The 13,988-nt window shown below is 65.1% G+C and carries 13 protein-coding genes; 1 reads left to right on the forward strand and 12 read right to left on the reverse strand.

Annotated elements, in window-relative coordinates:
• Positions 1 to 7: 7 nt before the first annotated feature.
• From KW824_RS17895 to KW824_RS17945, 11 genes are all read right to left on the reverse strand, one after another.
• A complete protein-coding gene (locus KW824_RS17895) occupies positions 8 to 667 on the reverse strand; it encodes a prepilin-type N-terminal cleavage/methylation domain-containing protein (RefSeq protein WP_218410588.1) in 660 nt (219 codons plus the stop codon).
• A gap of 76 nt (positions 668 to 743) precedes the next feature.
• Positions 744 to 1,205 carry a hypothetical protein gene (locus KW824_RS17900; RefSeq protein WP_218410590.1) on the reverse strand — a complete coding sequence of 154 codons (462 nt, stop codon included), beginning with the start codon at positions 1,203 to 1,205 and terminating at the stop codon, positions 744 to 746.
• 144 nt (positions 1,206 to 1,349) lie between these two features.
• Positions 1,350 to 2,570: a type II secretion system F family protein gene (locus KW824_RS17905; protein ID WP_218410591.1), complete on the reverse strand. Its 1,221-nt coding sequence runs from the start codon at positions 2,568 to 2,570 to the stop codon at positions 1,350 to 1,352.
• Positions 2,571 to 2,573: 3 nt separating this feature from the next.
• The gene (mshE, locus tag KW824_RS17910; RefSeq protein ID WP_218410592.1) at positions 2,574 to 4,286 is read right to left on the reverse strand and encodes an MSHA fimbrial ATPase MshE; all 1,713 of its coding nucleotides are present in this window, start codon (positions 4,284 to 4,286) and stop codon (positions 2,574 to 2,576) included.
• Positions 4,287 to 4,318: 32 nt separating this feature from the next.
• Positions 4,319 to 5,434 (reverse strand): lipopolysaccharide assembly protein LapB, encoded by a 1,116-nt coding sequence (locus KW824_RS17915; RefSeq protein ID WP_218410593.1) that lies wholly within the window; start codon positions 5,432 to 5,434, stop codon positions 4,319 to 4,321.
• Positions 5,431 to 6,321 (reverse strand): ExeA family protein, encoded by an 891-nt coding sequence (locus tag KW824_RS17920; protein WP_171273068.1) that lies wholly within the window; start codon positions 6,319 to 6,321, stop codon positions 5,431 to 5,433. Before KW824_RS17920 ends, KW824_RS17915 begins: the two co-directional genes overlap by 4 nt.
• A 163-nt stretch (positions 6,322 to 6,484) precedes the next feature.
• Entirely contained in the window at positions 6,485 to 8,164 is a 1,680-nt protein-coding gene (gene mshL / locus KW824_RS17925; protein WP_218410594.1) for a pilus (MSHA type) biogenesis protein MshL, read from the reverse strand.
• Positions 8,165 to 8,234: 70 nt separating this feature from the next.
• Entirely contained in the window at positions 8,235 to 8,549 is a 315-nt protein-coding gene (locus tag KW824_RS17930; RefSeq protein WP_043129479.1) for an MSHA biogenesis protein MshK, read from the reverse strand.
• Positions 8,542 to 9,189, reverse strand: a complete 648-nt coding sequence (locus tag KW824_RS17935; protein ID WP_161507878.1) for an MSHA biogenesis protein MshJ — start codon at positions 9,187 to 9,189, stop codon at positions 8,542 to 8,544. Before KW824_RS17935 ends, KW824_RS17930 begins: the two co-directional genes overlap by 8 nt.
• Positions 9,189 to 9,782, reverse strand: a complete 594-nt coding sequence (locus KW824_RS17940) for a PilN domain-containing protein (RefSeq protein WP_139439242.1) — start codon at positions 9,780 to 9,782, stop codon at positions 9,189 to 9,191. The genes KW824_RS17935 and KW824_RS17940 overlap by 1 nt, the downstream gene beginning before the upstream one ends.
• 109 nt (positions 9,783 to 9,891) lie before the next feature.
• A complete protein-coding gene (locus KW824_RS17945; RefSeq protein ID WP_218410595.1) occupies positions 9,892 to 10,755 on the reverse strand; it encodes an MSHA biogenesis protein MshI in 864 nt (287 codons plus the stop codon).
• Positions 10,756 to 10,851: 96 nt separating this feature from the next.
• Here KW824_RS17945 and KW824_RS17950 point away from each other — a divergent pair, with 96 nt between their 5' ends.
• Complete coding sequence (locus KW824_RS17950) at positions 10,852 to 11,772, forward strand: 1-aminocyclopropane-1-carboxylate deaminase/D-cysteine desulfhydrase (protein ID WP_218410596.1); 921 nt, start codon at positions 10,852 to 10,854, stop codon at positions 11,770 to 11,772.
• Positions 11,773 to 11,831: 59 nt separating this feature from the next.
• Here KW824_RS17950 and KW824_RS17955 read toward each other — a convergent pair whose 3' ends face one another.
• A complete protein-coding gene (locus KW824_RS17955; RefSeq protein WP_218410598.1) occupies positions 11,832 to 13,751 on the reverse strand; it encodes an EAL domain-containing protein in 1,920 nt (639 codons plus the stop codon).
• Positions 13,752 to 13,988 lie beyond the last annotated feature (237 nt).

The raw sequence follows: 13,988 nt of genomic DNA on the forward strand, positions 1-13,988 counted from the left end.
CTGTTTATCAATTGATATGGGTGGTCACCTGGCCGGAGGCCGGGCGGTAGCTGAAACTCATGTAGGCATCGGTGCTCCCTTGCGGGTCCTGATAGCGCCCATCACTTCCCTTGCTCAGGCTGTTGACCAGATAGTAACGGCAGACCGAATCCAGTCCATTGTTGCTCACCGTGGCATAGAACTTCAGGTCATTGCCGCTACCGCGCACCTCGTCAAAGTTGGCAGTAGCCTTGGGAGGATTCTGCAACAAGCCCTCCCAAATATTGAGACAGCGGGCCGCCGTCAGATTGGCCGGGTCCACATCGGGAGCGCCGCTCGCCGCCGTGTCCATGGGGTAACCGGGGGAGAGCTCGCCATTGCTGACCTGGCTGTCGGTCGGCGTGGTCAGATAGAAACGGGAACCGTCGTAGAGCACGGTATTGAGACTGTCCTGTTTGGCACGCCCCTCGGCTTCCCACTGGGCCCGCACCAGGGAGACCCCGGTGGCGAAACCGCCGGACACCCCTTCCACGCTGGCCTTCTTCGCCTCGTCGGTCACGTCGAGAAAACGGGGCAAGGCGGTGACGGCCAGGATCCCCAGGATCACGATGACGATCACCAGCTCTATCAGGGAAAAACCGGCCATCTGACCTGGTCCCAGGCCGGTGCTCACTCTCTTTGCTGCCATGCTACCTCCGTAATGGTCCGCATTATTTCATGCAGATAGAAAAAAATCATGTGGCTGAAGCACTTGAGAGATCGCCTCACGGCTTTGCCAGCACCCGGCCATCGCTGAAACGGTAGCGCAACCAATGCCCCTCCCAACCAAACTCGCAGCCGCCCCCATCCTGGCTGGCGAGGGCCTGCCAGGATGGCGACCCCGGATCGTCCGGGCCGATCAGCATCAACCAGAGCTGGGTGCAGTTCCCGGACGGGGACTGCAGCGGCAACACCGCCAGCGGCCAGCCTCGCTCATCGAACTGCCAGGCCACCCCCTCTGCATGCAGCACGGCGGGTCGCCGCTCATCGAGCCAGCGCCCGTGCAGTCGCTGGGCCCGCTCGGTAAATTGCTCCCCCAGCAGGCTCAGGCTGACCGCCAGCGCCTCCTCCCTGTGGTTGCGATAGCTCAGTGCCAGAGTGGCAAGGATGACCAGCAGCAGGACGCAGGCGATCAACCGCCTGTAACCCCCCAGCCAGCGCTCATCCTGCTCGGACTGTCTGCTCATGCCTCTCTCGCCCCTTGTCTACCGCACACAGCATGCATCACTGGCTCCATTAGGAAGAGTGAAGATACCCCCTGCCATACCGGCAGTTTACTGACCGCGCACCGCTCGCATCACGCCCCCCACCAGGAGGAGTGAAGATACCGCCTACTGACCGCGCACCGCTCGCATCATGTCCCACATGGGCGTGAAGATACCGAGCGCCAGCACCAGCACCATGACGGCCACTATGCCGATCAGGATGGGCTCGATGCGGGCGGTGAGGCTCTTGAGGTCGTAATCCACCTCCCGCTCGTAGTATTCGGCCGCCTCGTGCAGCAGCTCGTCCACCTGGCCCGTCTCTTCCCCCACCGCGATCATCTGCATCACCAGAGGGGTGAACAGGCCACTAGCCCCTGCGGTGCGCAGCAGGCTCTCGCCCCGCTCTATGCCCGCCCGCATGTCGCGGATCTGCCCCGCCATCCAGGCGTTGTCCACCGCATCGGCCACCAGGGTCAGCGCCGTGTTCAGCGGCACCCCGGCCTTGAGCATCATGGAGAAGCTGCGGGCGAAGCGGGCCAGCAGGGAGCGCTCTATGATGGAGCCGACGATGGGCAGCCTGAGCTGCCATCGGTGCCAGGTCAGCTTGCCCCGGGCCGTGGCGACCCAGCGCCGCCAGCCGACGATCGTTCCCAGCAAGATGGCGAGCAGCAGCCACCAGTAGTGGACGAAGAAGTGGGAGGTGGCGAGCAGGATCCGGGTCGCGAGCGGCAGCTCCACCCCGAACTTGGCGAACATGCCGGCAAACACCGGGATCACCATGATGTTGAGGATCACCATGGCGATGCCGATGGCTATCATCACGAAGCTGGGGTAGCGCATGGCAGTCTTGATCCGCTTGCGGGTCTCCAGCTCCAGATCGAAATAGTTGGCGAGCTGCAGGAAGGCCTCCTCCAGCTGGCCGGTGTTCTCGCCGACGTGGATGATGGCCACGAACAGGCTGCTGAACACCTTGGGGTGAGCCTGCATCGAGCTCGACAGCGGCCGCCCGTTGCCAAGATCCTCCCCCAGGGCGTGGAGTGCCCGCTTGAGGGGCTTGCTGTGGGCGCTCTCCTCCAGCCCGGCGATGGCACGCAGTATGGGGATGCCCGCCCGGGTCAGGGCATACATCTGGCGGCTGAACACCACCAGCTCCTCCAGCTTGACGCCCCCCTCCAGCAGCAGCGACCAGTCGATGGCGGCGGATCTGGCCTTGCCCGCCTTCAGCTCGGTGGGCATCACGCCACGGCGCATCAGTTGCTCGGCGGCGGCCAGCTCGCTGGCGGCCTCCACCACGCCGTTGACGGCATTGCCTTGGCTGTCGCGGCCCTTGTACGCAAATGATCCCATGACTTAACCCAGATCCTCGGCCAGCCGCAGCACCTCGTCCACCGAGGTGATCCCCTCCCGGGCATAGTCGAGGGCGGTCAGGGCCAGCGGTCGGTAGTGCTCGTGCTCGCGCGCAGCCCGGGCAAAGCCCTCGGCGTCATTGCGACGCAGGGCATCCATCATGAATTGATCCAGCTCCAGCAACTCGTAGACCCCGATCCGGCCCGCATAGCCGGTGAAGTTGCAGCTCTGGCAGCCGCGCCCCTTGCGATAGACGTGCTGACCCGGCATCTCGCCGGAGAGCGCGCCAAGCCAGGTGGCCTGCCCCTCATCCGGCGCCGTCTCACAGGCGCAGTGTTCGCACACTCGCCGCACCAGCCGCTGAGCCACCACGGCCCGCAGGGCGCTCGCCACCAGATAGCCGGGAGCCCCCATGTCGATGAGGCGCAGGGCACTGGTGACGGCGTCGTTGGTGTGCAAGGTGGTCAGCACCAGATGGCCGGTGATGGCGCCGCGCAGGCCAATCTCCACCGTCTCGTTGTCTCGCATCTCCCCCACCAGCAGGATGTCAGGATCCTGCCGCAGGGTGGAACGCAGCACCTGGGAGAAGGTGAGGCCGATCTTGTGATTGACCTGCACCTGGTTGACGCGAGGCAGCCGGTACTCCACCGGATCTTCCACCGTGATGATCTTGTGGCTGGCCTGGTTGAGTTCGGAGAGGGCGCCATAGAGCGTGGTGGTCTTGCCGCTGCCGGTGGGCCCCGTCACCAGTATCATGCCGTGCGGGCGCTTGAGCTGGCGGCGGAAGCGGGTCAGGATGGCGGGTGGCATGCCGGTCTCGGCCAGCGACAGTATGCCGGTGGATTGATCCAGCAGCCGCATCACCACGGATTCCCCGTACTGCACCGGCATGGTGGACATCCGCACATCCACGTCACGACCGCGTACCTTCATGGCGAAGCGGCCATCCTGGGGCAGCCGCTTCTCCGAGATGTCGAGCCCGGCCACCAGCTTCAGACGCAGCACCAGCGCCTGGGCGATGCGCACCTCGCTCAGGATGTTCTCGTGCAGCACGCCGTCGATGCGCTGGCGGATGCGCAGCACCTTCTCGTCCGGCTCGATATGAATGTCCGAGGCTCCCACCTGCACCGCGTCTTCGAACAGGGAGCGCAGCAGCTTGGCCACCGTCGCCTCCCCCTCGTCTGCCCCGGCGTTGAGGCTGCTGGCACCCAGCTCGAAGCCGGTTTCCTGATGCTCCTCGTGCAGCTGCACCGCGAAGTTCTCTATCTCCCGGGTGCGGCGATAGAGGCGGTCGAAATACTCCAGCAACTGGCCTTCCCGGGCCACCGCCAGCACCAGCTCCCGCGGACTCAGCAGGGCGGCGATGGCATCGAGGGCGCTCAAGTCGGCGGGATCCGACATCACCACGGTGACCTTGTCGTCGCTGAGGTTGACCGCCAGCGCCCGGTAGCGGCGCGCCTGCACCTCGGGTAGCAGCATCACGGCCGAGGCGTCTATGGTGAGGTTGTTGAGATCGAAGAAGGGCACATCCAGCTGACGGGCGAGGAAGGTCAGCAGTTGCACCTCGCTGATGAAGCCGAGATCGATGAGGGTGGTGCCCAGCTTGCGGCCGGTGTGGCGCTGCTGCTGCAGGGCGAGCTGCAACTGATCATCCGAGATGATCCGCTCCTGTACCAGCAGGTCGCCGAGGCGCATTTTCAGTCTGGGTTGTGCCATGCAAACTCCAAAAAAGTGATCCCGGCTGCCCGTCAGGGGGCAAGCTGTGCAATTCGCTGTTCCAGCCAGCGGGTCGAGGCCTCGCCCAGGTTCCCGTGCAACTGGGCGTTGCGATAAGCATCCAGCGCACGCTGGCGATGGCCCTGGCCATCCTCGGCCACGCCGAGCCCCAGCCACCAGCGCCCCTGATCCGGCTGCTGGCGCAGCAGCTTGACGTAGAGCTCCGACGCCCGGGCAGGCTGACCCAGCTCCTGGGCAAGCCCGGCCCAGGTGGCGTAGTAATCCAGATTGGCGGCCAGATCCGGTTGATAGCCGGTCAGCCAGTCCAGCGCCTTCTGGCGATCACCGCCACCGATGGCCACCCGGGCCAACAGCAGACGCAGGTCGGCCTGCTCGGGATCCAGTCTCAACCCCTCTTCCAGCACCTGGCCGGCCTCCGCCAGCCGTCCCGCCCCATAGAGCAGGCCAGCCAGCTGTTCCCGTGCCCCCTGATTGTGCGGGTCATGGACCAGCACCTCGTAGTAGTTGTCCTGCGCTTCCTGCATCTGACCTTTGGCCATGGCGGTGGTCGCCTTGCGCTCGGCCAGGGCCGCCAGCTCAGGCTCGGAGAGCTCCACCGTCTCTATCTTCAAGATTCCGGGCTTGCGCGGGGCTGTCGACACTGGCGCCTCTTCGGCATCCTGCTCGGCCGCCAGCTCGGCATAGAGATCCGGCTGCAACTCTTCGTCGCTCGGGATGACGTCATCCTCTGGCGGCGTCTCGGCCAGAGTCTGCGGCGCCAGGTCGGCGGTATCGCTTGCCCTCGCCGCAATGGAGCCACCCACCCCAACCGCCCCGGAGGCGGCAGCCACCTGGGGCGCGGGGGCAACGGCAACCACCTCGGCGGCAGAGGAGGCAGGCAGCGTCTGCTCACCGCTCGCCGGGACGAGCCGGGTAGTCAACTGAACGGTCGGCTGCGCCGTCCGCTGGCTCTGCTGCCAGTAGATCCAGGTACGCCAGCCGAGGATGGCCAGCGCCAGGGTGCACAACAGGGTCAGCACCAGCATCCACCACCCCTGCTGACGCACCGGCGCCACATAGACGGCGGCGCCCTCGGATCCTGGCTGACGCTGCTCCAGATCTTTGAGCATCTGATTGATCACGCTCATGACCAGACTCCATAGGTCAGGGCAGCACCCAGCAGCAGCAACAGGGGCCACCAGCGTACCAAGGCGCCACGGCGGGCGTCGTCGGTATCGCGAACGGCGAGTCGCACCAGGGTGCTGTCGATCCGGCGCACCCCGCGACCATAGGCCAGCATCAGGCACTTCTGGGCCAGCACGTTGATGAGCCGGGGAATGCCGCGGGACGCCCGCCACAACAGGCGCAGGGCCGGGCCGCCAAACAGCGCCGCCCCGCGATAACCCGAGACGTGCAGCCTGTGCTCCAGATAAGCCCGGGTCTCGTCGCACCGCAGCGGCCGCAGGCAGTAGGAGAAGCCGATGCGCTGGCGCAACTGGCGCAGGTGGGGCTTGGCCAGCCGGACATCCAGCTCGGGCTGGCCGAACAGCACGATTTGCAACAGCTTGCTGGACTCCGTCTCCAGGTTGCCGAACAGCCGGATGGCCTCCAGGGTCTCGTCCGGCAGGGCCTGCGCCTCGTCGATCAGCACCACCACCCGGCTCCCCTGCTGGTGCAGGGTGATGAGGTGACGATGGATGCGATCCGTGAGATCCAGCTCGCTCTCTCCCTGCACCGCCAACCCCAGCTCCAGGGCCAGGGCGGTACGCAGCTCCCCCGGGGTGAGGTGGGGATTGGGCAACCAGGCCAGCCGCACCGGGCACGCCTCGGAGCCGAGCTCGCTCAGCAGCTTGCGGCAGAGCAGTGTCTTGCCGGTGCCCACCTCGCCGGTCACCTTGATGAAGCCCTCCCCCTGCGCCAGCGCCCAGTTCAGCACCTGCATGGCCTCCTCGTGGGGAGGCAGACCGTAGTAGAAGCCGGTGTTCGGGGTCAGGCCGAAGGGCGCCTCCTGCAAGCCGAAGTGACTCAGGTACATGCGCCCTTCCTGTGCCCATCACGGCCAGTGCCGACCAGGCCGAAGGAGAACACCTGCAAACCGGCATGGTTCAGGTACATGAGTCGTCACCGGCCTGGGGGCCTGTCGTGGCATCGAGCCACGGGCCGTAGGGGGCAAGGCCAATCGCATGCTGGTTCATGGCTTAACCCTTGGGCGGATACCATTTGTCGAGCAGCTCGGAGGAGCGTTGCAGCTCCTGCTGCCAGGTATCCTTCTCCACCACGGTCGGCTTGAGCAGGATCACCAGCTCGACCTTCTTGGTGCTCTCCCGGCGGTTGGTGAAGGCCTCACCGACCCAGGGGATGTCCCCCAGCAGCGGCACCTTGCTGACGATCTCCTGCTTGTCGGTCTTCATCAGACCGCCGATGACGATGATGTCGCCGTTGTTGGCCTGCACCACGGTATCCGATTCACGAATGGCGCTCTTGGCGAGCGGCAGCACCAGGGGATCCGCCGTGCCGACGTTGATGGTCTTGTTCTGCTCCTCGGTGTCGATGACGGAGGGATGGATGTGCAGCAGCACCCGGCCTGCCTCGTCGATCTGCGGGGTCACGTCCAGGGCGATGCCGGAGAAGAAGGGGGTCAGCTCCACGTTCGGCGTGACGATGGGCGCCGAGTTGCCCGAGGTGGTGGTGGTGGTCGAGGCGTTGGTGACGAAGTATTCGTCCGTCCCCACCTTGATCACCGCCTTCTGGTTGTTGGTGGCGGTGACACGCGGGCTCGAGAGGGTGTTCACGTCCCCCTGGGTCTTGAGCAGGCTGACCGCCACGTTGAAGTTGCCATCGGAGATGGTGAAACCGGCGCCGCCCCCCAGGGCCCTGAAGATCTGGTTGGGGGTCGAGGCGATGGGGCTGTCGAGCAGGGAACCGCCCCCCGTGATGCCCTTGTTGCCGTCCCAGCTGGCGGAGAGGCCGCTCCAGTCCACCCCCTGCTCGTAACCCTCGTTGAGGGAGACCTCCAGGATCCGCGCCTCCAGCACCACCTGGCGCTTGAGGTGTTCGCCGGACTGATCCAGAAACTCGCGCACCGCTTTCAGCTCTTTCGGATAGGCACGCACGGTGACCAGGCCCGCCTGGGGACTGGTGATGACGGCCCGCCCCTCGCCGGTACCGATCAGGGTCTGCAGGGCATCCCGCAGATCGGTCCAGTAGTCGTTGTTGCTGTCCGTCTCGATCCGGGTGCCGTTGCTGTTGTTGCTGTTGCCGTTGTCCCCGTTGGAAGAGCCGAGGTTGTTGTTGCCGCCGTTATTGTTGCCGCTGCTGTCGACGTTGTTGTTGCCGTTATTGTTGTTGTCGTTGGCGGTCACCCCGCCGGTACTGACCGAAGTCCGGGAGAGGCCGCGACGGGCCATCATCAGATAGTTGACCGGGATGGTCTCGGTGCGCAAACCCGCCGGATAGACATGAAACACGTTGCCCTTGCGCTGCACGTCGAAGCCGTACATGTCGCCGACCGTGGCCAGCGCCTCCTGCAGGGTCACGTCTTTCAATTCTACCGAGATGGCACCGGCCACCCCGGGGTGGACGGCCACGCTGTAGCGGGATCCCTTGAACAGGGAGCCGAAGAACTCCACCGCATCGACGTCATGGGCCGCGATGCGCAGCCGTTTCTCCGGAACCACCAGGGGCTGCTGGGGACGATTGAGCTGCAGCAGTTCGCTCTGCACCGAGGGAGGCAAAGTGGTCAGCGGCGCGGTCGGGGTCTGCTCGTTCATGGCCTGCTTGAGCGCGTCTTTGGCCTGCACCGGTTCGGGGTGCTGGTAGCTGGTACAAGCCGCCACCGCCAATGCGAGGGGAAGCAGACAGAAATGGTGTTTTTTCATGTTATTGGTGCACCTGACTCGCAATGAAACTCGACAAACCTGGCCCGCAGCATCCCGCGCGGAACCGACTTCACATCCGGATCTTGCTGCCAAACAGGGTCAATGTCTGACGCTTGCCCGCTTTCTCCAGTACCACGGCATCGGCGCTGATGCCCACCAGCAGAAAACCGTCGATCCGCTGGCCCACCCGATAGCTCTGACCGTTGAGCACCGCCAGCGCCGGTCCGTTGCCCAGGATGACGCTCTGCAACCTGGGCAGACCGGCGCCCTTGCTCGGGCTCGCCGCCGCGCCGCTGCCGGCCAGGGGGGCGGTCGGGTCCTGCAACACCTCTGCCTGGGCCAGCGGGCCCAGCAGGCAGCACAACAATGTCAGCCACTTAGCCACGAATGAACTCCTTGCTGGTGCTCAGGGTGTAGATCTCCATCTCCACCGCCGCCTTGGGGTGCTCAACCACCCTGTAGTCGAACCCTTTCCAGTAGAAGTGGCGAGGCAGGGCCTCCAGCGCCTTCAGGTACTGGTAGACATCGAAATAGCCCCCCTCCAGCTGGAGCCGGATCCCGTGCTTGAACAGGTTGGCCTTCTGCTCGCCAGCCATCAGCGGCTCGGGCTTGAGGGAGGTGAGCGCCAGCATATGCAGGTTGGCGGAGCGAGACAACAGGGCCTCCAGCACGGCCGGCATCTCGTGGGCCGGGATCAGATCCACCGTCTGGGCCTTGAGCTCTGCGTCCAGCCGGCCGAGGGATGCCTCAACGCCAGCCAGCTGCTGGCGCACCTGGGCGTTGGGATCCCGCCCCAGCCGGGCCTGCTTGCCCTGATTCTCCAGGGTCAGGATCTCCAGATCCCGCTGCGCCGCCGTCAGCGCCTGCCGCTCCTGGCTCAGGCGGGTGTCGGCGGCATCCAGCCAGCCGTAGATCCCGGCCGCCCCCAGCAGGATGATGCCCGTCAGCAGGATCAACACCCGCTCTCGCAGGCTGAGGGCGGCCACGCGCTGTGCCCAGGCCAGCCACTGTGCTTTCATCTCCATCATGGGGTCTCCCGTGCTATGCCGCTAAGCTGGAAGGCCAGCTGGCCAGCCTTGTCCCGGCTCAGGGTCAGCTCGCCAAACTGCTTGCCCGCCAGGGACGGGGTCTGCTTGAAGCGGTTCACCCAGGCGGGGACATCCTGACTGCGTTCGGCCACCCCGGAGAGGTTGATGCGCCCGTCACTTATCTCAATCCGTTGCAGGGAGAGGCGGGCATCCCGCAGACGGGCCAGATCCGCCATCACGCCGGCGTAGCCCTGGGATTTTTGCAGGGAGAGGCTGCCGAGCTGGCGTATCAGCGCCTGCTTGGCAGCCAGCTCCTCGCGCTTGTCGACCAGCTGCTGTTGCAGCTGACCGTCTGCCTGATGGCGCGCCAGCGCGGCATCGAGCCGTGTGGCCTCGCCGCGCTGCACATCGAGCAGCGCACGCACCTGGGCCAGCTCGCGGTCGACACCCCGCTGTTGCCAGCCATAGAAAAAGGTGGCCGCGACCAGCAGCAGCAGGCAGCCGCCCCAGACCAGGGCCATCTGATTGAGGCTGGCCCACAGGCGCCTTGGCCTGAATTCAGCGCCATAGAGATTGATATGGTGTTTCATCCTTCGCTCCTGCCCAGGGCGGCGCCGTAAGCGGAGAGATATTCGACACCGGCCTGCCACTGGGTCTTGTTGGCCATGGAGGAGTGAAGGATGACGTCAGCAACCCGGTTCATCGTTCGCCTCCCAGGGCCGCACCATAGGCACAGAGGTATTCGACACCGGCCAGCACCGCCTTGTTGGCCATGGCGGAGACCGGGAAACCGAAGACCTGTTCCAGGTGGCGGACCAGCAACCCGATGGCGGAGGAGGCGATGGCGAGTTGCAACTGGCCCGGCTCCGGCAGCTTGAGATGACCCGCCAGGTAGTCGAGGGAGCGCTGGATCTCCAGCGCCAGCCCGTCGAGCATCTCCTGATCGGGCTCATGGGTACCGGTGAGGCTGGCGAACCCGCGGAACTGACGGGAGAAGCAGAGCCCTCCCCGATGAAAGACCAGCAGTTGCAACTCCTGTCCCCTCGGCTGCCAGAGCAGCATGCGCACCGTCTGATCCGCCTCGTAGAGGGCCGTCATGGCCAACTCATCGCTGACGATGGCTTCCAGGGTCGCCACGCCGTTGACCGCGTCCGCCAGTTGCTGCACCCGCGCTTTGGGCACGCAGATCACGTTGATGCGCGGCCGACCCGCAGGGGGCGTCGGCAGGTCCACATAGTCCATGGCGAGCTGCAACACGGGTTCGTTGACGAAATCCTTGATGGCCCAGGGCAGGGCCCCCGCCATTTCGGCATCGGGCACGGCGGGCTTGTCGATCTGGATCTGCTGATAAAGGCTGGCGGCCAGGGCCACCCGCACCTTAGACTTGGCCAGGCCATGCTGGGCAAACAGCTCCCCCATGGCCCTGGGCCAGTCGTGAGGACCATGGATGGCGCGACTGGTAAAGATCGGGACGGGTTCCACACAAGCCAGCAGGATGCGATCGCTGGCCAGCAGGAGTCCCACCTGAGGGCTGGGGTGCGAACGTCGGAAAAGTGACTTCATCGAGACCTGGACCTGGCTGCATGAAACGGACTAAACCTTAACATAAACAGGCCATTAGCCTCCAACTTTATGACAAACGATGCATTGACGGCCAAGATGACCTCCCCCTGGGATGCGCCACTGGAACCCGCTCAGATCCCCTCCCCCCTGCACCCTGTCCACCACCCTCTGCTGGATGCCCACGGCGTGCGGCTCTGGTGCAAGCGGGATGATCTGATCCACCCGACCCTCTCCGGCAACAAGTGGCGCAAGCTCAAGTACCACCTGCAACAGGCTCGGGCGCAGGGCAAGACCCACCTGCTGTCGTTTGGGGGCGCCTACTCCAATCACATTCACGCCCTGGCGGCGGCCGGCCTCAGGTCCGGGCTGCGCACCACCGGCATCATACGCGGTGAGGCTGACAGCGTCAGCAACGCAACCCTGAGCGCGGCCAAAGGCTGGGGCATGGATCTCGTTTTTGTGGACCGCCAGAGCTACCGGCGCCGCCAGGATCCCGACTGGCTGGCCCAGTTCGCGGCACCTGACACCCTGATAGTGCCGGAGGGGGGGAGCAGCCCGCTCGCCATCCCCGGAGTCGCCGAGCTGGTGGCCGAGGTGCCCTTCTCGCCGGATCTCTGGGTGCTGCCCTGCGCCAGCGGTGGCACCCTGGCGGGGCTCATCGCGGGCAAGCGGGCACGGGAGCAGATCCTCGCCATCGCCGTGCTCAAGGGGGGTAGCTTCATCACCGACGAGGTGTGCCGGCTCTATCCTGCGGCGGCCATCACCGATGGCTGGCGCATTGCGCTGGATCATCACGACAGCGGCTATGCCAGGTTCAGTCCGGCCCTGTGGCAGTGGGTACAGGCCTTCAGCGCCCACACCGGGCTGCCGCTCGAACCCATCTACAGCGGCAAGGCGATGTGGGGGCTGTTCCGGGAACTGGCCACCGGGCGCATCCCCCGTGGCAGCGAGGTGGTCTTCATCCACACCGGGGGCCTGCAGGGGCTGGCGGGCCTCAAGGAGCAGGGCAGGCTGTAGGCCAGGGCGATTCAGGGGCCCGGAGAGGGGGCGGGCCGCCACTGAACCAGGCGGGCCCGTCAGGCGGGCATGATCAGCCGCTGTGGCTCGGCGAACCAGGGCCCCTGGCCCGCGTGCACGCCGAGATGACGCAGCATCTTCCACTCGTCGCCGCTCTCCACCCCGACCGCAATCACCCGGGTCTGGGTATTGGCGCAACCACCCACCAGGCTGCGCACCGCCATCTGGTTGACCTGTCGCAGGTGGATCTCCCGCACCAGGCTGGGGTGCAGCTTGAGGAAGTTGATTTCGAACTCCTTGATGTACTGAGTGCTCACCACATCCTGGCCCGCGTGATCGATGGCCAGCCGGCATCCCAACATGCGCAGCGCCCGCAGTGGCCGCTTGAGCGCCTCGTAGTGGCGGGTCACCTGAGACTCCGACAACTGCAGGATCAACCCCTCATTAAGGCTGCGCGGCAGTTGGAACAGCTCGAAGAAAAGATCCCGCTGGAACTCGCGATTGAGCAGGTTCTGGGCACTGAGCGACAGGCAGACGGGGCAGCTCGACTCCGGCCGCTGGCGCAGCAGGCGAAGGGTCTGGGCGACCACCAGCCGGTCCAACGGCAGCAGCAGGCCGGCCTTCTCCGCCATGGGCATGAAGACTCCTGCCTGCAACTCCCGCCCCTGCTCGTCATGAATGCGGATCAGCAGCTCCTGTTGCAGCACCACCTGGTCCCGCTCCTGCTGCACCGGTTGCAGATAGAAGGAGATCCCCCGCTCCTCGATGCGGCGGTTGATCAGGGTGCGCCAGCGCACCGTCCCCTTGTTGCTCGCCTCCTCGTCCAGCGACTTCTCGTAGAGGAACCAGCCGCTGTGACCCTGCAGGCGCGCACTCTTGAGCGCCAGCTCGGCCTCTTCCTGCACCTTGAGCAGGGAGTCCTCGGCCTGATAACAGACGGCACCGAGATAGACGGCCGTGTCCAGATTGACCGACTCGGGCCAGTGCAGCCGTTGCAGGCTCTTGAGCAACTGACTGGCGCCGTCCACCATCTCGCTCTCGGACATGTTGGGCAGCAGCACGGCAAAGACCTGGCCGGCGTAGCGGGCCTGCAGGGCGCCGCTGTGCTTGCGCACGAAGGTGCCGATGGAGGCGCTCGCCTCCATCAGCAGATCCTGGCTCGGGCGTCCGCTCAGTTCGGGATCCAGCTCCTCCAGCCCGGCCAGCTCGATCAGCAGGACACCACCACTGATCACGCTCGCCTCCATGATGGCGTTTTCCAGCCGGTTGTCGAAGAAGAGGCGGTTGCCAATGCCGGTGGTCTTGTCGACGAAGGCGTTGCTGCGGATGAAGTTGTCGAACCGGCTACGCTCCTTGCGGGCATCGGCCAGCTCGGCCAGCAGATGGGTGAGGGCCTGGCTGGCGGGGAGGGGCCATTCGTCGGCGGGATCATGGGCCAGCTTGGTGAGTTTGCCATCCAGGATCAGTTGGGCCCGCTCCGCCAGCAGCTCGGCACCACGCAGCTGCTGTCGCAACCAGCGAATTGAATACCAGAGACCGAACACCACGATGAAGACCCCGAGGGAGATGCCGAACATGGCCTGCATGGAGTACTCGAACTCCTTGAACGGCCTGTCCAGCTTGAACTCGGCCTGCATGCCGACCTGATTGGGAATGGGTTTGCTGTAGGGGATCAGCAGACTCTCGTCGGTCTGTTGCTGTACGTCGCGAAACCAGTAGACCCGCTGCCTGTCCTGGCGGATCTCCAACTCGACCACGTGGGAAGCCCGCAGCAGGGAGGGCAGCCAGCGGGCCAAGGCCTGCTGATCGTCGGTCACTCCCAGTTGCTTGTCGATGATCTCCACCAGGGAGTCGACCCGGTTCTGCTGCAGCTCCATCCCCATCTGGCGGAAACTGAATACCCCGCCCAGCATCACCACGGCCATGGCCGCGATCACGCACAGCGTAATAAAGGAGACGAGTTGAGTGGTCAGTTTCATGTGCCTTTCCGTAGCCGACAGCATCCATAGAGCCTCATGGTATCAGCCTTGGCCAAACCCCGCCTATGGATGAAGATCCCGCTTCTGCAAATAAGCGCGGCGGCCGCTCATGCCCGGGTGTGGGTCACTCGTACGGGGGGACTCGGGAGAGGAGAAAATCGGGCAACCGGCCAAACGGCGGGCAGAAAAATGGTCCCACTGCGGGGACCAAAAGAAACACTCATATCAAAACTAACA

The organism is Aeromonas sp. sif0611 (genome assembly GCF_019218845.1).
Lineage (GTDB): Bacteria > Pseudomonadota > Gammaproteobacteria > Enterobacterales > Aeromonadaceae > Aeromonas > Aeromonas media.

Bases quoted from the DNA above. Each gene is read 5' to 3' on its own strand.
- KW824_RS17935 (WP_161507878.1), bottom strand. From the start codon at position 9,189: ATGGAGATGAAAGCACAGTGGCTGGCCTGGGCACAGCGCGTGGCCGCC.
- KW824_RS17950 (WP_218410596.1), top strand. From the start codon at position 10,852: ATGACCTCCCCCTGGGATGCGCCACTGGAACCCGCTCAGATCCCCTCC.
- mshL (WP_218410594.1), bottom strand. From the start codon at position 8,164: ATGAAAAAACACCATTTCTGTCTGCTTCCCCTCGCATTGGCGGTGGCG.
- KW824_RS17920 (WP_171273068.1), bottom strand. From the start codon at position 6,321: ATGTACCTGAGTCACTTCGGCTTGCAGGAGGCGCCCTTCGGCCTGACC.
- KW824_RS17945 (WP_218410595.1), bottom strand. From the start codon at position 10,755: ATGAAGTCACTTTTCCGACGTTCGCACCCCAGCCCTCAGGTGGGACTC.
- KW824_RS17905 (WP_218410591.1), bottom strand. From the start codon at position 2,570: ATGGGATCATTTGCGTACAAGGGCCGCGACAGCCAAGGCAATGCCGTC.
- KW824_RS17915 (WP_218410593.1), bottom strand. From the start codon at position 5,434: ATGAGCGTGATCAATCAGATGCTCAAAGATCTGGAGCAGCGTCAGCCA.
- KW824_RS17895 (WP_218410588.1), bottom strand. From the start codon at position 667: ATGGCAGCAAAGAGAGTGAGCACCGGCCTGGGACCAGGTCAGATGGCC.
- KW824_RS17900 (WP_218410590.1), bottom strand. From the start codon at position 1,205: ATGAGCAGACAGTCCGAGCAGGATGAGCGCTGGCTGGGGGGTTACAGG.
- KW824_RS17955 (WP_218410598.1), bottom strand. From the start codon at position 13,751: ATGAAACTGACCACTCAACTCGTCTCCTTTATTACGCTGTGCGTGATC.
- mshE (WP_218410592.1), bottom strand. From the start codon at position 4,286: ATGGCACAACCCAGACTGAAAATGCGCCTCGGCGACCTGCTGGTACAG.
- KW824_RS17940 (WP_139439242.1), bottom strand. From the start codon at position 9,782: ATGAAACACCATATCAATCTCTATGGCGCTGAATTCAGGCCAAGGCGC.